The sequence below is a fragment of the Lelliottia sp. RD5 genome (assembly GCF_056032945.1).
Genome location: NZ_JBVYHQ010000003.1, coordinates 570,965 through 590,424, shown reverse-complemented (window position 1 = coordinate 590,424; position 19,460 = coordinate 570,965). Strand labels below are relative to the sequence as shown.

Here is a 19,460-nt window from a genome sequence, read left to right as displayed (position 1 = left end):
GACGTAAGCCGTTGCCAGGTGATAACATTCATTACGATGATTTATTATTGAAATGGTCAAGATAATGAAAGCAAAATTTGTAGCCTTGATTGCCGTTGCCACTTTCGCAGCATCCTATGGCTATTCAATGCTCACCCAGCCAAAAATTGTCGCATGGGGCGATTCTCTTACCTTTGGCGTTGGAGGCTGGAAATCCCGCGGCTACCCAGAACACTTAAAAAATGATGGATACGATGTAGTTAATAAAGGATTTCCAGGGCAGTCTTCAAGTGATATCGCCTTGAGACAAGGTGGCTTATCTCCAGTTATCTATACGAAAGAAACATCTCCAGGCGTTTACCATGTAACTAAAATGTTACCATCAGGTGATTTCAAAAAGTATGTTGAGAGCAACTTCAAAGGCTCTCTTGGTGGGGTTGAAGTAAATCTAACCAGGCTCAAAGATAATAGTTGGATAATTAAATCACCTAGCGAAATTAAATGTTCTAATGGTTGTAAGTTCTCATCGCTCGAAGGGCATTCAGACAAAGATGCCTTGAATATATTTTGGGTTGGAAGAAATAATAACTTCTCATATCCAAAGTTTATTATAAGAGATATTGGATTAATGGTTTCATCACTACCTGATGGTGGTAAGTATCTTGTTATTGGAATTACTCCAGCTTTAGATGACTCCAATGAAACCCTGCGATCCATAAAGTCAATAAATGAATCCCTTGCTAAAACTTATGGTGATAGATTTATTGATATGTGGGGCATTTTGCACGATAGAGGCATTGATATGGTAAATAGGCTCCCAGCGCTTTCAGATGCAAAGTCTATGAGTGATGGAACAATAGGTGCGACTCTTTATTTTGATAATGTGAATTTCAATGATGCTACATATGATGCGATTTCAAGAATTATAAGCAGGAAATTATAGCTTAATTATCAACTGGATAACGAGGATTTTCATGAAGATAGGGAAAGTAACAAAAATTATACTGGCTTGCATAGTTGCGCTGGCGGCAATCTTCTTTTGCAGAAGAGAGATATTGAATTACCAAAAACACAGCAGAATAGAAAACTTTCAGTCAGTGATGATGGACTTTAAAAAAATGAACATAAACCAGGCTGACGGTGATTACATAATGTTTGGTGATTCATTAGTGCAAGGGATGAGCCCTTATGCTCTAGGCGCTAAATTCGTCAATATGGGTGTTGGTGGATATACCGTTGATCAAATAAGAAGTTTGTTTATCGATACTGATACTAGCAAGTATAAAAAGATTATACTTGAAGGCGGCGTAAATGATGCTTTAAGCCAATCAACTGGCGATGAAATAGGGAAGTCAATAATAAATTCTCTTGACTCTCTAAAGGATAAAGATGTTGTTCTCCTTGAGGCTCTCCCAGTTAATGAATCAGCAAGGAAAGACTTTAAAGATGTTAACAAGAAGATTTCCGTGATTAACAATATTACCTCAAAATATTGTGATTCATCACCTAAGTGTGAGGTTGTCCACGTTCCTGATGGATTTTTCAATCCTGGTCCTGATGTTTATATGGATGACGGGGTTCACTTGAAAAGGACTGGATATAGTTTGTGGGCTACAGAAATTAAAAAGCATCTTTAGAAATTAAAGGGGGCATAAAGCCCCCATTACTGTTTATATGACGCTTGTGACCTCTCCATTAATCATAGCCCTGACTGCTTGACCTCCTGCTGGCTCACCCTTAAATACAATTCCGACGCGACCAGTATTAGATCCAAAGAATATATCAGTACCATTTACAGCGTCGTAAAAGGAGTAATTGTTTGCAATTCTTGTTATTGAGTCGGAAACGGTGGTCCCCACAATTGATGACTGACCAGCTCTCTGTAGATAACCAGATAAGCCCGACTGCCTTCTTAGTGTGCAGTCTAGCTTTAGGCTGTGCCCATCATATCCTGTTGTAGTTGTTATCTGGGAGAATCTTAATATTTCATTGTTCGTTCCTGGCTGAGCAATTGCACTAAATCCACTAAACTTAAATCTGCTCATAGATCTATCATTTATATTTGAATCGTAAAACCTATCAACCTCAAGAGACTTAAATGCATATAACCCATTAACCAAAATGCAGTTCTGCGCTCTTGTATTTTGTTTTATTTCTAGCTCTGGGAAGTTATACAAGTCTAAAATTCCGTTTACTGACCCAGATCTATCAGCGATATTCAAGGTAATTGGAAATGAAACTTGGTTGCATACAATTCTAATTGTTGATAATTTATTTACCGTGCTATCAATGGTAATTGAAGGGGTTGACTCACCAATGGTATTCCCATGTATTTCAAGTGCATCGGCATATCCAAAAATGTAGATTTTGCTTTCTTCTGCATAAGTACCTCTTATTTCAGTTCCAGCACAGTTTCCTATCTGTATTTGACCTACTTCATTTGTCCCAGTAAACGATGTTCCATATACTGGAACCCTTACGGTGCCCCCGCTTGTATGCGGTGATGATAGGGAGCTATCTAGCGTTACAGTGGTTCCCGTAATTCCTGTAACGTACTTAGCTTCAAGGGTTCCTCCTCCTATCTCAAGAACATCTCCAATGTATATCCCTGATATAGATGACAGATTTACTGATGCAGTCCCTGCTGCAGCGTCTGATGATAATATTGTCGATGGGCCATGAATAAGCACGCTGACAGCAGTCTGACTGGCCCCGCCAACATAACCATCAACCTTAACTGAATTATATCTAACTCGCAGGCTGTTAATTGTGGACGTTGCCCCATTGGTTCTTCCACCTGTCAAACCCTTCCAGTGAATAACAAGACCACATATATCTATATTGGAAAGAATGTGTCCAACAGACTTAAAAGCAAGTTCGGAATAATGAGCTGAGCATAAAGTTCTTGATGCCGCATTAGCCCCTCTATTATCTATGTTTCCATCAATGGTAAAGCCATTGACTTTCTGATAGAAATGATTCCTGTCTTTTGACCTATCCCTAGGATCAATAACAACATGCTGCATTGATATGCCAGTTGTAGTTGAAAGCAGGTAGGTCATATCCCATCCGGCACCAGAAAACTCAAACCCCCGCTTATCAACATCTAAGGTGAAAGCCGCAATGCTATAAATCCCATATGGGAAAGATAGTTTTTTCATTACTGCTTGGGCTCTGGCTACACGGTTACCCTCGTCTACAGCAGCAACGTTTTGCACATCAGTCCCGCCAAACTCGAATGACGCATAATTCATATCCGGGAAGCAGACGAGATTAGCGAATTTACCACCGGGCAGTGTCAGACTGAAGGTAGTTGAATCCTGAGTTGATGAAATAACCCATTCAGATACGTTTTTAACTCCCCTTCCGTTTACGTATGTGCGTACATGCATTCCATCCTGGACCCCGCTGAAGTCCTTAGCCAGAAGCTGTGTAACAGTTTCAACGGTATAAATCCTTCGAGATAACGCGTTAGCCACGGTGGTATCTAGCGGATCGCCAACCAGAGTTGCACCGGTTGCCGCAATCAATGTGGCTTTAGGTTGCTTCTGGTCAAGGGCTCCCTGGACTGTAGTGGCATTACCCAAATGGTCTGATGCACCTACCTCTGTGGCACCTGACTGTAATCCAAGCTGTGCGAGTACATCGTCATTCAATTGGACCCAATTGGATAATGTACTCGCTGGCTCAGCTGATAATACAAGCGAATATCCAAGATCAGTTCGCTTAGCGATATCACCTTCCTGAGCGGCAAGGGCGAGCATTGCCGATTGACTACTGACAACAAAAACCTCAGAGAGAGCAATAGCCGGAATCATAGATACCGGCACTTTTCCCTCGCTATCCAGAATTGCCACATCATCCTGGGAAAGAACTGAGGCCTCACCAGTCGAGCCAAATACCAGAAATGTGTTTTGTCTGGATGCTGATGCAGGCAATGGGTCGATTAACTCACCTGAAGGTACTCGTACGCATTGTCCTACAGCTGCTTCCGCTGCACCGCCCGCTTCTGCGGCCGACGCTGCGGCACTGGTTGCAGATTCACTGGCAGATATTGCCAAATCATTAACAACCGACTCAGCAGAAACCGCCACCTGAGCGGACAAAGCAGCGGCAGCCGCAGAAGCTGCAGCCTGAGCTGCATACTCAGGAGCATTATTTAGTTTATCTGCGCTTAACTTTGCTTGGGCAGCAGCAATCTCTGCAATGGAAGCGAACTTCCTCGCATTATTGGTATCAGAAATAGACATGTAGAGGCCTTCTATATGGAATAGAATATAATTTATTTATTAGGTTTTATTGGTTACCCCTAAAAACCCATTGCAATAACTGTTATTGATGATGCGTCAGTTGAGTTATATCTTCTCCATGCCAATACTGTCGGTGAAGATATATTGAATGTCATCACTCCTGGGTTTAGGCTAAATCCAACGGTTGAGGCACCAGAAGCTACTGCGCCAGCGCACCTACTTGGGAATGGCAATGGGAAGTTAACATTTCCTTGAACTACTCCTGCCGGAAGCTCAAGGGAGAACATTTGTGTTATCCAGCCATTGGGCTGTTGGAAATAATTACCTGAGAATGGGAATAAACTCATATCTGGAACTTGACCACTACCATTCCCAATATCTCTTTGCGCGGCTTCACCAAGATCTTTATATATATTTACGCCATCGCCATAAATTTTGGCTGAATATCCGGGCCTGACGATAACCCCGCTTCCTGATGCTGTTTTGCAAATAACAGAAAAGTTACCTGTGCAATTGTTAACAATTGACCATGAATAAACCCACGCAGGTAAAATCACATTGATGTTCGATGTGAGAGTTCCGGATAGCACAATTCTTTCTTTCGCTGCCTGCAAGCTTGTTAAAATTACACTGGAGGATGTCAATCCAGAGATAACCGTAGTCCCGTAAGTCGTTCCTGGGACCCATCCTGTATTTGCACCAGTTGGAGATTCAGGATTTGCAGTGTTGGAATCGATGGTATTTAGCCACGTCCCACTATAGTTGGAAGAATCAAGAAGCGAGCCTTTTGGATACCCTGAGATTGCCGTAGAGAAATCAACATTGTAAGGATATCCCATTCCGGCGTCAGACCATTGCTGCTTCAGAGAAACTGCATACAGGACGCCATTTACGTCCTGCCCTGCTGGAGGTATGCCGCCCGCGCTCAACGGCTGCATCGTTACTGGCGGGAATCCCTTATCAAATGTTGCAATGCCGTTGTTATCTGTTGCAGGGGACGAGTCTACAGGGATGCTATTTTTCAGGCCGTTCACGCCAAAAGCTTTTGGTGTTCTTGATGGGGAATCAGAGGAGTTCATGTCATACCTGCTGGACGATGTTTACTGTTACCCCAATCGGGGCCGGGAGAGCGCCAGAACTTTGAACAATGGCAAGCTCAGCGGTTGATAACTGAAATTCAAAAACGTAACTCATGACCATTTCGCCATCGTTTCTGACGTAGCACTTCCCGCTGCTGCCAAACATAAACATCAGCAACTTATTCAATTGAGGGATTGTGCAGTCTGAAATATTCGCAGCTGCTTTCATCATGATCAGCTTGCGATAGACGTCGTTGGTAAGCGTTACAGTGGATGTCAGGAGTTCGCCAGAATAGAACGGTGCCTGATTGAATGGTTGAGGGTCATCGACAACCGGAGGTGTTGATAGCGCCTCACTGAAGCCTAAATAAATCTTGTTCTCTGTCACCGTCAACTGTCTGCTGACAACCACGATTTTTCCCCACACGTCGAGCCCGTAGGTATCTGCCGTCTCGATATTCCAGATCACGTCATAGAAGTCATCAAGAAAGCCTTCAATACCTACGGCATCATTGAACGAGTAAATCAGGGATTTAAGCTTCGGGCTGTCGGCATATTGCGTCAGGATGGTATCCGCGACGTTTATCATGCCAGTGTCACCGTGATGTTGGTTGCATCCAGCGTAGGGACTTCATCAATGCCAAAGGATGCAGATGTTTGATATGTGGTGCCGTCACGGCTGATTGTGATGCTGAAGATATCTACGTTGTCACTATCAATCGCCTGAACACCTGCGTAGTAACGCCCGGCATAAATTGTTGAGCCAATACGGGCTCTCGTTCCGCCGTCCTCGCCATTAAATGCACTGAGAACGGCGGTACGGACTCTGTTTGCGATGTCACCAGGCAGCGCATTGTTGTTCTTTAGTTCAACTTTGAAATAAACACTGACTGCGGATGGCGTCTGCCATTTAATTTCATATTCTGGATAGGGCTGAACATAGTTTGTGTTATCGACGACGGTATAGCTCGTGTTTCCAACCATTGACGGCCCCGGGGGGAGCTTCTGCCAGATCGCCTTTGCAATGTCTGCCGATGCCCCGCCGTACACGCTCACGTAGAGTGAATGAGGCTCAAGCTCAAAATCTGTGAAGCCCTTCTCCACTGTCAGGCCGGTGTTGTTCTGCGTTACATATGCGTCAGTTACCCCTGGCACAGCCAGGACGTTTGCATACACTGCGCCGAGTTGATTGTTGGAGTTACCGGCCACTGATTGCTTACGTCGGTATTCAAAGTTGGCCCGGCTTTCCACCTCGTTACCGAGCACACCGGCGGTTGCATTGGTGATGCCAGACCATCCAGAGATTGCGCGATAGATGGTGTTCAGTGCGTCAATGGGACATGCAATCGGACCTGATGCCTGATTCTGGAAAACGATATCAACCGCACCAGAGGCCGGTATAACCGCATCAGCTAGTGAGTAATAGAGATAGCCGCTGGCGTCCTGAGCGATGCTGTTAGCCGGGATTACCGTACCCACCAGGCCGGTAGCCGTGGCCGTTACCGTTGTCCCGATCGCCGCAATCCGGTCAATGAAGTAAATCTGCCCGATCGCATCCTGCATGCGTCCTTCAGCGAAGTCAGGGTTAATCTGATTAACCAGCCATGCCAGGTTGTCGTTCTTGTCGCCTATGATAGCCGTGTCGCTCATTGCGATCTGGCCCTGAGGCGTGGTAAGGCTCTTACTCATCCCGCCGCCCATGGCGGTGTCAAGGTCAGTTAAACGCCCGTTGAGAATGTCTATCTCATCAGGAACGGCAATGCCGGTATCGGAAAACGTGACAGAGGGGACGGCTGTGCTAACTGTGACTTCAGCCATTTGTTACCTCAGAATTGGATTGTGGTCTGGATGTTGTTCGTGTCGGTTATGGTCATGACGCCAGATGCTAGGCGGTCAACTTTCCCTACGGTGGTTGTGCAGAACGCCGACTGGACGTATGGGAGCTTTTTGGCTTCCGTAGCCATCTTGGTGTTGATTAGCTGAGTGCCTGGCCAGTGGCCGAGAATGCGCTCGTAATACGGGATTCCCAGAGTGGTGTCGTACCATGCCTCGCCAAGGAAGGTCGAGCACGCGCAGGCTACGTCCTGAGCCACTGCGTAGGGATTTGAGGTGATAGCGATGCTGCCGGTGTCGTCCAGTGAGATGTCCCACTTTTCAGTCACCAGCTTGAATGATTTAGTGAGCATGTAAACTCCGGGCAATAAAAAACCCACCGGAGCGGGTTATGGGACTGGGGTGCCTGATGTTCCTCCGCCGGTCTGGACACCAGAGGTTCTGTGCCCAACAAGCGATATGTCACCGGCCTGGAAATCTACATCTGACGTAACCTTATTCTTGAAGTGCGCGGTACCGGCATAACTTCCCTCACCCTGCCCAACCTGCCCGTTGAGCAATATCTGCGGCGCATTTATCTCGGCTCGGCTTTCTGCGTTGATTGACACCACATTGCCGTTGACGTTGACCAGGAGCGGCGAGACGATATCGATGCCGTCGTTAGCGAACTTCACATACTGGCTTGGCTCAGCATTCAACACGCCGCCGAGATAAATACCGTCTGACTTACTATGCACTCGCTTAGATGCTGGAAGTGATTCCTTCTTTTCATCGCGAACTTTTGTGATATCCCTGTCGCAGCAGAGCATCAAACCAATATCACCCTCTATCGGGTCCATGATTACGGCGCTGGCCCCTCTCTGGAGACGCCATACCGGGACGTTGAAAACTGTCGAGTTATCAACTCGCGACCCATCAGCAGAAAATCCGCTGACTAATGGCATGACATCGAGTAGCGGACCGGCTTTCACCTTCTTGACAATGACCAGTTGGACAAACGAATGGCGAGACATAAGAGTGTTGAAAATGAATTCATTTATGTTTGCCTCGCAGTTAACATCCTGCGGTTTGAATGAAAATTCACCTTTCTGGGTCATTTATTGCTCCGATTCTTGGTTTGCCACAATAAATGAAAACCACGGCCCACCCTCCACCCATGATGAAATGATGTTCCTTACGGTGTTTATTGTGTACATCCCAGATGCGCCTGGAAGGTCTGTTTCAAGCTTCATCTTCCGGGGGGCGATGAGGTTTGATGAGAACATTGTCGTGAGGTAAAGGCCGTCTCTGGTCCATGTCGGATAGCCAATTAGACCATGCTCTTTAGAGACAAAAGGAACGATGTCATCCCATGAACCTTTGATCGACCAGATGCGAATTACTCCCGTGCTGCAGTCAATATTCAGGTTTGCAGCCTTCGCTAACTGGATGATCTGACTAACAGGGTCGCCAACCACATGAGGATTGCTGATGGGGAATTTAATATCCTCAAGCACGGAAACCATAATCCCAAGAGGATCGGCAATTGACCTTATCGCATCAATGACATCGACACTCCCCTCAACCGAGAATGGTTGTGAAGGAAGAGACCTTTCCGCACCTAGCGCATGAGCCTCGATTACCAGAGGGGCGTCTGGCGCTTCATTAAAGTCAGTTGTGGCAAATGTTATCGTCCCGGCAAATATGAGCTCATCCTGGGCCCATACCTTCATGTAATTATTCTTCGTTGGCCCCCTAAGGTTCCCTGCATAACTCAGCTTTGCCATGTTGCTTAGGTTCAGTCCGTACACCCTGCATGACAGCGTGGTTAGCGCAGAACCTCCATATCCGTTGTACTCAACGACAGCCTTGGCATTTTCAATGGTGAGAACGTTGTCCTGAGAAGGCCCCTGAGAGCCGTCAAACACTTGGTCTGTCAGAGTGAACTGGATTTTAATATTTCGCTTTTTATAGGACATTGCTCATCTCTTCTTCTGTAGCGTAGAAAAGCTTGAACCGTGAGCCTAACTCGTCATAAACAGGGTCAAGATCGCCTTTTGTATCAGCAAAAAACAACTCTCCCTTAAACTTGAGGTACGGATATCTGACAATTTTGTTGCAGTTAAGGCACAAGACTCCCTGAGCTATCCATATGCCGCTTAAAGCAACATCGATAAACATCCCTGTAGTTCTCTGGTTAATCCTGAGCGTCACGCGTTGTCCACCCAGAGAAATCTGTAAAGTCTGCCCCTTAACTGGTTGAAGCGATATTGTCTGCATCAGGACAACCCCTTAACCAGTTCATCGACTGTCATTGATAGATTCTCTATTGCTGAGCTGGCTGCTCCATTGACCGCGCTTGTCAATCCTGACGTCGCGTCTCCAACTGATTTGGTAACAGATGTAGCCACCTTAACTGCTGCGCTACTAAGGGATGTTTTCAGCCCGGTAAGAGCGCCCGTCACATCATCAAGGGTGCTATCAGTTGCATTGGCGTTAATCTGCTTGGCATCGACCGCTCCGCCTTTGGATTTGTCGTTCTGTGATGGCTGATTGTTGGCCGTAGTGTTAGATAACCCAACCTCGGCCTCCTGCATGATGTCCTGAAATATTGCCTCTACCGTTAATAGCGTTACCTCCTGCGATGAAGTGCGGTAGTTGTAACGTACGAGATCGTAATCTTCATAGGTGGTGTCTGGCGTTTCAATGTCATACAGCACTGTATCGTCAACCATCGCATCCAGCGCCGCCAGCATGTCTGAGCGGCTGGTTAGCGTGAAATTAGTCAGGTTTGGGATGCTTCCGCTAAATCCAGTCCATCCTTCAAGAGTGAATATCACCCTGATAATGGGAGGTCTCTTCACCTTGTTGAATGAGGTGTACGACCCTCTCTCTATTGGAGCAGACACCACCGTTGCATCTGCCCCATACTCCACCCCAAGGAAGGATGATGGAGACAGCGCCCTTAGGCCTGTTTTGAGGTAAACCCCATAACCAGGCGAAAGAGTACTGTTGATTATCGAGAAGATGTTGCCGCTATTTATCGCACTGAGAAGTGTTGTTTCATTGAGATTAAACATCAGCTGTTTTGCCCTGTGAGGAATGATTGCGTCAGGCTGCTTTGGGCCATACCTTTGGATGCCGCATCTTTCGCAAGGCTCTCAAGGCTTCTCGCATCGGTCTTGATGGTGGTGTTCTGGAATGTGATGCTAGTACCACCCTGTCCGCCGCCAGAAGATGACCCGCTGTATCTCTGTGACGCCTGCATTCTTGAGATTATTTGAGGCGCGTAATTCCTTGCCTCTTCCGGGGCATTTCCCATCCCTTTTTTCTCAAGATTACCCATCCCCCAGTTGTATGCAGTGAGCGCTTTCTGCAGGTCACCGCCGTACCTCTGAAGAAGGGAACCCATATACTTAGCGCCAGCCTCAAGCGATTTCATTGGATCAAATTCATCACCATGAATGCCGAAGTCTTTAGCCGTTCCAGGCATAAACTGCATGAGCCCTTTCGCGCCAGCACCAGAAACCGCGTTAGGGTTCCATCCAGACTCCTGAGTAACCTGAGCATCCAGCAGACCCTCTGGTAAGCCATACTGTTTTTCGAGTCTCGATGTTTCACCAGAGAAAAGATTTTTCAGGCCTTCAGCCTTTTCCCCAAGCCATTTCCCAACGCTCCTTGTATCGAAACCGGTCTTGTCTTTAATCCAGTCAGCAGTTGCGTTTGCGCTGTAGCTCACACCGGGCAGTGCATCATCCTTTCCGCCGCCCATTTTAAATAGAGACTGAACCTTTTCACCAAAGGTTGAGAAATCCAGATTAAAGAGGCTTTTGAACGCATCAATGATGAGTTGGACAGTTTGTCGACCTTCATCTAGATTCTCGTTCAGGTTTTTGATGTCTGCGGAGAGCGACCAGTTCTTTGTATCGATGCTCAGCAAATCACCGATAGCTTTTGAGACATCAGTAACATCCTTCCAGAGGATGGAGAATGCTTTCCCAAGCTCATCGAACGAGGCATTTATTTCCGGCCCATGTCGATCTACCCACTCACTTAAATCGTTCAGAGCGTCTAGAATCTTCCATACGGCTGGGAGTAGTTTTTCATACAGGGTGAGAGATGTGGATTCCCACGACTGCCGCAGCCTTACGAACTGCTCAAGCAGCCTCCTACCCTTCTCAGTCAGGTTATCCGTTTGCCTTGAAGTCCCTTCGAAAGACTTCTGAAGGTCTAGCATCCGTCCGTTTGACAGCCCCTGAACCGTTGCATTATCGAAACCAAGTTTCTGCCCGTACATGCGCTGCTGGTTCGTATTGAGCTTATTCCAGTTCTCCGCCAGATACTGCATGATCTGACTGGCGTTCTGATTGGTGTCGAATTTTGTTCCGGTTTGAGCACTAAACGCGAACAGGGTATTGAGCGTGTCATCAGCACCGAATCCTGAGTTAAATTGAGACATCGAACTCTGGAATTTCTGCAAATTCGAGCTCATTGATGCCGCAGAGGATCCAACCGCGTCGGCCGACTTAACCCAACCATCAAGAGCCTTTGCCGACGTGTCTATTGCTGACGCCTGCACACCCAAATCGACAAGTGATTTTGTGGTGTCATTAATGAAATTCTTAACACCATTTGCACTCAACGCGATACCGGCCAATGCCAGCATGCTTTTGCCTATACTGGTAAAGAACGAGGAGGCTTTTTTGCCGTAAACCTCCATGTCCTTGGCGGTTGATTCTGCCTTCTCTCTCGTCTGGTCTAAACCTTCTGAGACCTCGTTCTTTCCTTTCTTGAATCCAGAAGCATCAAGGCCCAGCGTGACAACCAGGGCGTCTATTACTGTTGCCATCACCAGCCCTCGCTCGCCCTTTCGACGACCATTTGGTTGTAATTGTCGATGGTAATTATCTCAAGCCACCACCATAAATCCTGAACGCCAAGCGTAGTGCTGAGCTCTGTCAGCGAGCACTTGCCCGATGACAGAACCATAGCAATTGTCTTAGGGACATTGACGTAATCAGCGAGACCGTGGATCTGCTGACCCATTACAGGAGGGATGTCTAACTGGCGGTGGCGGTCAAAAAATCAACGTGCAACTTGAAGACTTCGCTGCGCAATTTCAATCGCGTAACGACCTCCTCAGTATCATCATCAATAAGCTTGCGCTTTACACTTTGATTCGATGGATCCGGAACTGCCTGAATACACGCCATCAACTCGTCCAGTAAAGGCCGTGCATCTTCTGGCGGGATTTGAGCCACCATAGCGAGGCCGACTTTCGCCATGCCTGCCATGCCCATATCTGAAAAGTTATCCGGAAGATTAACGCCGTTCTTAGCCATCGCCAGTCCTGCGCGGATAGCCCACCATTCAGCTTGTGAAGCAGCCATTTCGCGAATGAAGAACACCTTGCCCTGGTCACGGCCTTTATCCTCGACGGTGTAGTAAATTTCTTTACGTGCCATGTGATCCCTTATGCGTTGTACGCTTCGCCTACTACTGTTTCCCAGTTGATCTGGAAGGTCATCGCCTGAAGTACGCGCTGCGCGTCAGGAATAGCTTTAACGCGCTGCAGGATGCCGTTGGTGAGCGTGAATTTACGGCTTATTGCCGGGAGGATGATTGTCGCGTTGCAGCGGAAGATCGCTTTCGACGTCAACGAGGTTAGTTGCCACGTCTCGAACATATCCCGAGATGGGCTGTCTGGCATGATGGTGATCGTCTGAAGATACTCACCAAACACGAACCCGCCGGAAAGCTTACCGTCGGCACCACGAACCCCTACGGCCATCTCTGTATCGCCCAGCGCAAACATCGCATCAGTAGCGTAGCCCTCAAGAGTCTGCGCGCTGGGAAACAGGTTGGTAACGGTGAGGGCAAAGATTGCATCAGCGCTTGTAATAGTGTTCGACATTTATTGCACCTCAATGCTGGCGAGAGTGATTTTCTGCACGCAACCGCCGTCGCAGTACCAGAGGGTCATACTTGGGCTTGTGCGCTCCTGGCGCTGAGTAGGCGTCGCGTCTGCGATATACAGGTAGTAGCCTTTCGCAATCAGCGATGGGGAGATATCCGCGCCGACTGCATTCTGAATCTCGGAAATCTGAGAGCTTGAAAGGTTAACGCCTGTACGGATGCCGCCAAACGTGATGCCCTGATTCAGGGTGTCAGCGAATGAAGCCTCGATAATTGCCTTGCCACGCGCGTTGTAAGGAATGCTGCGGTTGGACTGGAACAGCTCGATTGCATCCTGCATCAGGTTGGCGTTCAACCAAATCTGGAAGCAGAAGGAGTCGAACCATTTGAAGTCGCCGGTTACGGTGCCATCGGCCCAGTAGCGCGTGTCATAGTTGTTAGCCGTGTACGCGCCGTAGAAGTTGTACCCGTTGGCGATCAGTGCATCGTAGTTCGCTGACGTGGTAACTTCAGGCAGCAGTCCGCCAAGAGAGCGGAATTTAAACGGCACACGCCCTTCCTGACGGTCAAAGTCGAGAGAGGCTGCATAACCGAGAACGCTAGCCGCATGACTCTGGTCACCGTATACCGGAATTACGTTCGAGTAGTCGTACGTGGAGATGATTTTGTATGACAGGGTATCCGTTGAACCAGATACCAGCGCCGACTCTTCCAGGGTGAATGGAACGTAGCCAAAGCGATAGTTCTGCCCGTTAACCCATGCAGAGAACTCCAGAGCCTGTTCTTCATCCGGTGTGAAAGAGGTAGTGAAGATGGCCCAGTTCTGAGAGGCATCTAGCACGGCCTGCATTGCTTCGGTCACTACCGCAGCATCAGCACCTTGTGACAGTGACGCACCGGTCGCAGCAGTCAGCTTAAGCCCTGCTGACAATGTGCCGGTGGCGTAAGTAATGGTACTGGCATCGCCTGCTGTTGCAGAAGTGATGATGAAACGCTTCTGTGTGGTGTCGAACTCAACGGTAACGCTGGAGCCGATACCCGTTTCAATCAGGTCTGCGGCCTGCGCAAAGCTCGTTGCGGTGCTCAGGTCAATGCTTGCGGAAGTATGCGATGTACCGTCAACTGACAGGGTAAGAACGCCACTCAGTAGCTTGAGCTGGTCTAGCGTAACAGCCGCCATTGAACCAGAGCGAAGCCATGCCGCCGCCGGGGCAGGGTTGAACCGGGCAAGCAACAGAGCGCCGGGGGTTTTGGTCGAATTGTCATAGCCCTGGAAATAAATCTCGGACATGCTGAACTCAGGAGACGCACTGCCGAAGTAGGCCGCTACATCTTCCTTGGTGGTAAACGAAATTACTGTACCTACCGGAGCATAACCGCTGTCGGTAAGGATAAGGCCATTCAGATCAAGCGCTGAACCGCCCGCAGGCAAAACGCCAGGGTTAATCTGGATATCTTTGCGTAATGGGATTGCCATTTATGCACTCTCCGGTGGGTATTTTAAATCTGCGGCAATTACGCCGACGGTGATGCTGTCCATAAAGTCCTGTCGCGTGGATACCGTCGGGTTGTATTGCCCGATGAAGTCCAGCGTCCAGCGGCTTTCGTATTGTTGCTCGCCGTTAATCATCGTGGTTTGATGAGGGTCTGAGCAGTAAAGAGGGGTTATGACATTGCCGTTTTGCCTGAACCATTCACAGGCAAAGTCTGAGCGGATTAGTGTGGCGATGACAGCAGCATTATCAGCCGCGCTCTCGCCGTAGCAATCAATCTGACAGGGCCATTGCGTACTGCGTTGGTTAAGCTGCTTACCTCCGCCATACACGCCGTTGTCGTCGTATTTGATGCGGTTGGTTGAAAGCCCTATCTGCTTAAGTGGCGTCATGATGATGAAGTCATTAAGCGGCATTGGCGTAAGGTTCTGCTGCCCGTCCAGCACGTCGTCAATAGTCAGCCCGGTTATTTCCATCAGGAACGCCTGCAGCGGCACAAGCAGGTCAATCTCTTTGATATCGAGAGTTGCCATTATTATGACCTCTGAAGGTTGATGATGACCCGGCACCAGTCCGTCCATAGCTCTGGCACCTTAACGACCAGCCACTTCTCAGCGCCAATCATCAGAATGTCCCCACCTTTTTGTTCAGGCCGGTTCACACCATTGAAGTTGCCATTAAGGTAAGCGCTGCGCAGAATCCCCTGAATATTTATCGAATCAATCTGTTTCAGGTCAGTTGAAGAAAGCTCCTGCAACTGCACAGTCACGTCAATGCTGTTATAGGCTGGCGCTCGCTTCCCTCCCGGCAGTGTCGTGAATCCCGTATTTACCTGAAAAACTCCGGCAACATTGGGGTTTATAGTGCTGGTCAGGTTGTTAGCAATTCCCCTGAGATTCATATTTTCACCTGAAGAAATTAACTATTTTCTGCCAGAATGATTGAGAACCAATTTCAAATTCATCAACCTGATAATCAATGGCATTAATCATCACCGCAGTATCAATTAACGGCTTGTCGAATCCCTTTTTCTCAATTGTGCTGGCTGCCAGTGGCGGTGAATAGAATTCACGGATAGACTCCTGCATCTGGTCCTTTATGCGCTCTCCCATCATGGAAAATGCAACCTTTCCATCGTATCCGGTCGCTACCATGATTTTGCTAATATCATCTGGCCATGATGGAGATTTCTCTGCGATCATGTTCCTGATGAACGGCCTGGGAGGACGATTCATGCCTGGGTCGCCAAACTCGTTAGCGGCAGCCACCATTGCAACTGATGTTCCGTCCGGATAAGTAGCGCCGCCCAAGAAGCCAACTTTTAGCGTTGTCCCATTTCCAACCTTTTTTGCAATTTCTGAGAGTTTTTTCTCAAGAGCATCGCCGCCGGTGAATGTTGTCATGGTTATCTCCGCCAGGCTCCACGCCGATAGTAATGCCCCGGATAGTTTGAGGGAGAAGTGCCGGGCACGTAGCGAACCGTTCGATATGCTGCGGTAGCCTGCCAGTAAGCCGCCCCGTAAGGAGTTTGCAGATACCACCATGACGAACTACTTGATGGGACCTCACCCAGCGCTACTGAGACTGACCCTTCCGATGCGCTCGCTACGCGCCCAACCAACCCAGATGGTGCTTGCCCGTTAACGCCTGAATTCAGCGCGGCAAGGTGAGCAACCAGCATGCTCAAATAGACGGCCCTGATAACAGAGTCCGCCACCACGCTACAGTCGGTGTTATCAAGGTAAACCGTTGCCTCTACGAAATAAGCATTCAGCAACGAGTCACTTACGGTGTCGAACTCCGGGTAACGTTCGCGGAATGCGGCAATATCAAAGACAACGATCGCCATGATTACTTCCCGTCAGATTTTTGGATGCCCGGCATCGGGTTATCTTGCGGCAGACCCTCAAGCCCAGACTTGCGTCCTGCGTTTTCGTTGGCCTTAGCTTCAGCGCTGTTCGCTTTTGCCTGCGCAAAGACGAGTTCGTTCTTAACATAGGCCTGATCAGCATGAATCTTCAGCCACTTGTCGAAGGCGTCTTTATCGACGCTCTCGGTGAGACCGTAACCGCCGATCACGTTAGAGGAGTTAGCGCCATTCAGGACGACGCTATAACCTTCCACTTCTAGCACAAGCCCGTTCGGCAACTTGCATCCAACCACAACAACTTCAGCCATAATTTACACCCCTACCATTGTTGCGATTGCCAGAGGCTGGCGGATGATCGCGCCCCATGTGCCGCCGGATTTTTTCTGCTTCCAGGATGACTCTTCTGTCACCACGGCATGCGCACGCATCTTCTCGGTGAACGCAGCGTATGCTGTGTCCTGCTCGCCAAGGCGATCTGCGATCAGCTGAACCATCTCACCCGCAGTGGTCGAGTACTCGATCGCGGTTTCGATTTTCAGGTTCGGGAAGTTTTTCTTCAGCTGGTCTGAAACGTTCACGTTATACATGTTCGTTTTAGCCAGATTTACCGACATCGCTGGCGACATCGCCAGTGTCATGCCGTCTGTCATTTCCAGCAGGCCCTTGGTCTGAGAAACCAGTTGACCGAACAGTTTGAGAATATCGTCGTAAACCGCCTGGCCGTCTTTAGTAGCCCAGGTCAGGCCGCCGCTTGTACCCGTTGCGTTTGGCGCAATGGATGCCGGCAGACTTGGATCATTCAGCAGTCCATAGTTTTGCAGGCCAGCAATACCGTAGAAGTAGCTCTTGTTCTGGAACTTGTTCAGCACCAGAGCGGAGGCCACGTTCAGTTCTGCCGCATAACCGATACGCGCCGCGCCGTACATATCCAGCTCACGCTCACCCCAGCGGGTATGAGTCTGATAGTGGTAGGACTGGCGTGGAACCCAGTTAACGTTCGCAGCGGTCATGCCGTTGTTGTTGTAGTCGCCGTAGGAACTAACTTCACCTGCGGATTCAACAACCGGGAATTGCGCGGTCAGCGTGGTCCAGTCACCTTTTTTAACTTCACCGATAATTTCGGCTGCCTTCATAGGCGTAACCAGAATTCGGATCAGCTCAGGGTCAACAAAGTTGGTGAAGAAAGCTGGCACACCTGAGCTGCCAGTGGTAACCATGGTTGGCTGAGCATCCATCGCCAGCGCGAAGTTATCCGCAAATTCTGGCTTCAGGTATTCTTTAGCGCCCGGCAGCACAATGCCGTATTTGCCGCTCGCTGCGGCGTAGTGTTTCTGAAATTCTTTCATTACTTGCTCCAGGTGCTGATTTTAACGAGCTCGTTAGCGTCGCAAGCGCTACCAGCATAGAAAGGCGTCTCAACAGCGCCGGAAATGGTTGCTCCTGCCGCACCGGTCTTCACGGTGCCGTCTGCCAGCACGGCGAAGATTTTCTGCCCACGAGTTGCTGCTGTTGCAGTACGCGCCCAGAAGTCACCCGCAACCATCAGTGTGGTTTCACGGCCTTTCTGAATTACGTTAGAAGCAGCGCCGAGCCAGTCTGTGATGACCGCCTGACCATCGCGATGGACGAAGCCAGAAGGTGCGCCGGTGCCGGTATTGGTTGCCACCCCATCGACTGCCCATGCAAAGCGACCGATGGTCACACCGCCAGTGCCAGCAACGAGAGCAGCCTCGCCAGCCAGAAATGTTGCGTGCGGGTTGGTGCTGGCAAAGCCACCTTCGACACCGGGGGCCGGATATTGGTTAATTACACTCTGAAAAACTGCCATGTTAGAAACCTCGTTTCAGTTTGCCAGCGGTAGGGTATGCTTTCTCAAATTCGCTGATTGATGCGGAATCCTGAGCCAAAGCGGCAGGACGTGGGCTTTCTTTCTGGCTGATCGCCATCTTCACCATTGACGGGAACGCGGACGGGTGGACGCCATTGATGTCGACGCCAGACTGCTCAAGAGCGGTACGGTAAACATCTGCAGCAGAGTCCATCGCCACCACATCGCCAATCAGAGGCCGAACAGCCAGTTCAGCTTCGCGGATTTCGCGGAAGTTCTGAGCGGCCTTTTTGGTTGCGCTATCAGCTGCTAAGCGGATCGCAGAATCCATTGCTGTTTTGGAGACTTTGTCTTTATCTTTCTCCTCCTCATCTTTGGCGGCCTTTTCTTTGGCCTCGCGTTCCTTTTTCTCTTCTTCTGTTTCTTCGTCCCGCGCCGCTTTCTCTTTGGCTTCGCGATCTTTCTTTTCTTCTTCGGTTTCTTCGTCTTCGGCCGGCTTGTCTTTCTTGTCTTCTTTGTCGGCTTCATCGAGAGCCAGAAGTGCTTTGCGAACTTCTGCTTCCAGATCCGCGTCTGCTGCCAGTAATGGCTTCAGCGTGGCGCGAATAGCCGCAGCTTTGCGTTTGCTCATGTGCTTTAACTCCGGTGGTAAAGAATCTGCGACCAATACGTCGCTTCCTGCGCGGCCTGTTTCGACCAGCGCTACGTGGTTCCCGATAATTTCCCGCATGATGCCGTCATAGACTTCACCATTTGGTGTCGTGCCGGGGGTCATGTCAGCGACGTATTGGTACGACGAAGACAATTCTTCCTGTTCTTCCGTCTCGATACCGGCGATGGCTGAGTTGTCCCATACGGATAGCCCGTTAGTGAGATACGTTCCATCGAATGCGGCGTTCGAGTGCGTGACACCTACACGGCTTTCGTGTGGTGGGTCGCCGGGGAAGTCAGGGGTATGGATGGAAAGGAGTGGAATGTTGTTGAATGTTGCTACGGCTTTCTTCAGTTCGTCAGGATGTCGCCAGAGTCGGTAAATCTTCTCGGGGTCCAGTCCTAACTTATCAGCGCCTGGAATCTCTCGCCCGAAGTAGGGGCAGACATTCGCCTTGCTGATGTTGCTGACCTTTACCTGAAGCCTGCCGTTGCCATCAAACGTGCGCACGGATGCGCGGTCAAATGCCAACCGTTCAGTTTGGTTCATGTTTTTCTCGGATTTCCGGCAATAAAAAAGGC

24 protein-coding genes are annotated in these 19,460 nt (G+C 49.0%); 2 read left to right on the top strand and 22 right to left on the bottom strand.

The genetic code is table 11. The annotated features are described in order from the left end of the window. Positions 1-64: 64 nt before the first annotated feature. Both AC0LWE_RS13830 and AC0LWE_RS13825 read left to right on the top strand, forming a co-directional pair. Positions 65-922: an SGNH/GDSL hydrolase family protein gene (locus AC0LWE_RS13830; protein WP_474265676.1), complete on the top strand. Its 858-nt coding sequence runs from the start codon at positions 65-67 to the stop codon at positions 920-922. A gap of 31 nt (positions 923-953) precedes the next feature. Continuing rightward, positions 954-1,616: an SGNH/GDSL hydrolase family protein gene (locus AC0LWE_RS13825; RefSeq protein ID WP_474265674.1), complete on the top strand. Its 663-nt coding sequence runs from the start codon at positions 954-956 to the stop codon at positions 1,614-1,616. 33 nt (positions 1,617-1,649) lie between these two features. On the opposite strand, the gene AC0LWE_RS13820 is transcribed toward AC0LWE_RS13825, so the two are convergent. From AC0LWE_RS13820 to AC0LWE_RS13715, 22 genes are all read right to left on the bottom strand, one after another. Continuing rightward, positions 1,650-4,229 carry a hypothetical protein gene (locus AC0LWE_RS13820; RefSeq protein ID WP_474265672.1) on the bottom strand — a complete coding sequence of 860 codons (2,580 nt, stop codon included), beginning with the start codon at positions 4,227-4,229 and terminating at the stop codon, positions 1,650-1,652. Between the two features lie 59 nt (positions 4,230-4,288). Further along, on the bottom strand, positions 4,289-5,308 hold the full coding sequence (locus AC0LWE_RS13815) for a hypothetical protein (protein ID WP_474265670.1): 1,020 nt from the start codon (positions 5,306-5,308) through the stop codon (positions 4,289-4,291). Position 5,309: 1 nt separating this feature from the next. Then, positions 5,310-5,897 carry a DUF2612 domain-containing protein gene (locus AC0LWE_RS13810; protein WP_219346982.1) on the bottom strand — a complete coding sequence of 196 codons (588 nt, stop codon included), beginning with the start codon at positions 5,895-5,897 and terminating at the stop codon, positions 5,310-5,312. Then, positions 5,894-7,126: a baseplate J/gp47 family protein gene (locus tag AC0LWE_RS13805; protein ID WP_474265668.1), complete on the bottom strand. Its 1,233-nt coding sequence runs from the start codon at positions 7,124-7,126 to the stop codon at positions 5,894-5,896. Before AC0LWE_RS13805 ends, AC0LWE_RS13810 begins: the two co-directional genes overlap by 4 nt. 8 nt (positions 7,127-7,134) lie before the next feature. Further along, positions 7,135-7,494: a contractile injection system sheath initiator gene (locus AC0LWE_RS13800; protein WP_474265666.1), complete on the bottom strand. Its 360-nt coding sequence runs from the start codon at positions 7,492-7,494 to the stop codon at positions 7,135-7,137. Positions 7,495-7,530: 36 nt separating this feature from the next. Continuing rightward, on the bottom strand, positions 7,531-8,238 hold the full coding sequence (locus AC0LWE_RS13795; RefSeq protein ID WP_474265664.1) for an oxidoreductase: 708 nt from the start codon (positions 8,236-8,238) through the stop codon (positions 7,531-7,533). After that, positions 8,239-9,099, bottom strand: a complete 861-nt coding sequence (locus tag AC0LWE_RS13790) for a hypothetical protein (protein WP_474265662.1) — start codon at positions 9,097-9,099, stop codon at positions 8,239-8,241. After that, positions 9,089-9,400 (bottom strand): phage baseplate plug family protein, encoded by a 312-nt coding sequence (locus AC0LWE_RS13785; RefSeq protein WP_285158196.1) that lies wholly within the window; start codon positions 9,398-9,400, stop codon positions 9,089-9,091. Before AC0LWE_RS13785 ends, AC0LWE_RS13790 begins: the two co-directional genes overlap by 11 nt. Next, positions 9,400-10,200, bottom strand: coding sequence for a hypothetical protein (locus AC0LWE_RS13780; protein ID WP_474265660.1), 801 nt, complete (start codon positions 10,198-10,200; stop codon positions 9,400-9,402). Before AC0LWE_RS13780 ends, AC0LWE_RS13785 begins: the two co-directional genes overlap by 1 nt. After that, complete coding sequence (locus AC0LWE_RS13775) at positions 10,200-11,969, bottom strand: lytic transglycosylase domain-containing protein (RefSeq protein WP_474265658.1); 1,770 nt, start codon at positions 11,967-11,969, stop codon at positions 10,200-10,202. The genes AC0LWE_RS13780 and AC0LWE_RS13775 overlap by 1 nt, the downstream gene beginning before the upstream one ends. Further along, positions 11,969-12,109, bottom strand: a complete 141-nt coding sequence (locus tag AC0LWE_RS13770; protein WP_474265656.1) for a hypothetical protein — start codon at positions 12,107-12,109, stop codon at positions 11,969-11,971. Before AC0LWE_RS13770 ends, AC0LWE_RS13775 begins: the two co-directional genes overlap by 1 nt. Positions 12,110-12,180: 71 nt before the next feature. Beyond that, the gene (locus AC0LWE_RS13765; protein WP_285157153.1) at positions 12,181-12,585 is read right to left on the bottom strand and encodes a hypothetical protein; all 405 of its coding nucleotides are present in this window, start codon (positions 12,583-12,585) and stop codon (positions 12,181-12,183) included. An 8-nt stretch (positions 12,586-12,593) separates the two neighbouring features. After that, positions 12,594-13,034 carry a phage tail fiber protein gene (locus AC0LWE_RS13760; protein WP_474265654.1) on the bottom strand — a complete coding sequence of 147 codons (441 nt, stop codon included), beginning with the start codon at positions 13,032-13,034 and terminating at the stop codon, positions 12,594-12,596. Further along, complete coding sequence (locus AC0LWE_RS13755) at positions 13,035-14,513, bottom strand: DUF3383 domain-containing protein (RefSeq protein ID WP_474265652.1); 1,479 nt, start codon at positions 14,511-14,513, stop codon at positions 13,035-13,037. After that, a complete protein-coding gene (locus AC0LWE_RS13750; protein WP_474265700.1) occupies positions 14,514-15,065 on the bottom strand; it encodes a phage neck terminator protein in 552 nt (183 codons plus the stop codon). After that, complete coding sequence (locus AC0LWE_RS13745; RefSeq protein WP_474265650.1) at positions 15,065-15,430, bottom strand: hypothetical protein; 366 nt, start codon at positions 15,428-15,430, stop codon at positions 15,065-15,067. Before AC0LWE_RS13745 ends, AC0LWE_RS13750 begins: the two co-directional genes overlap by 1 nt. Positions 15,431-15,434: 4 nt before the next feature. Further along, complete coding sequence (locus tag AC0LWE_RS13740; RefSeq protein ID WP_474265648.1) at positions 15,435-15,932, bottom strand: hypothetical protein; 498 nt, start codon at positions 15,930-15,932, stop codon at positions 15,435-15,437. 2 nt (positions 15,933-15,934) lie between these two features. Further along, positions 15,935-16,378 (bottom strand): DUF4054 domain-containing protein, encoded by a 444-nt coding sequence (locus AC0LWE_RS13735; protein ID WP_474265645.1) that lies wholly within the window; start codon positions 16,376-16,378, stop codon positions 15,935-15,937. 2 nt (positions 16,379-16,380) lie between these two features. Beyond that, entirely contained in the window at positions 16,381-16,707 is a 327-nt protein-coding gene (locus AC0LWE_RS13730; protein WP_474265643.1) for a hypothetical protein, read from the bottom strand. Between the two features lie 3 nt (positions 16,708-16,710). Then, entirely contained in the window at positions 16,711-17,745 is a 1,035-nt protein-coding gene (locus AC0LWE_RS13725; RefSeq protein WP_474265641.1) for a DUF2184 domain-containing protein, read from the bottom strand. Beyond that, the gene (locus AC0LWE_RS13720) at positions 17,745-18,227 is read right to left on the bottom strand and encodes a structural cement protein Gp24 (RefSeq protein ID WP_474265639.1); all 483 of its coding nucleotides are present in this window, start codon (positions 18,225-18,227) and stop codon (positions 17,745-17,747) included. Before AC0LWE_RS13720 ends, AC0LWE_RS13725 begins: the two co-directional genes overlap by 1 nt. Before the next feature lies 1 nt (position 18,228). Continuing rightward, on the bottom strand, positions 18,229-19,428 hold the full coding sequence (locus tag AC0LWE_RS13715; RefSeq protein WP_474265636.1) for a DUF2213 domain-containing protein: 1,200 nt from the start codon (positions 19,426-19,428) through the stop codon (positions 18,229-18,231). Between the last annotated feature and the right edge of the window lie 32 nt (positions 19,429-19,460).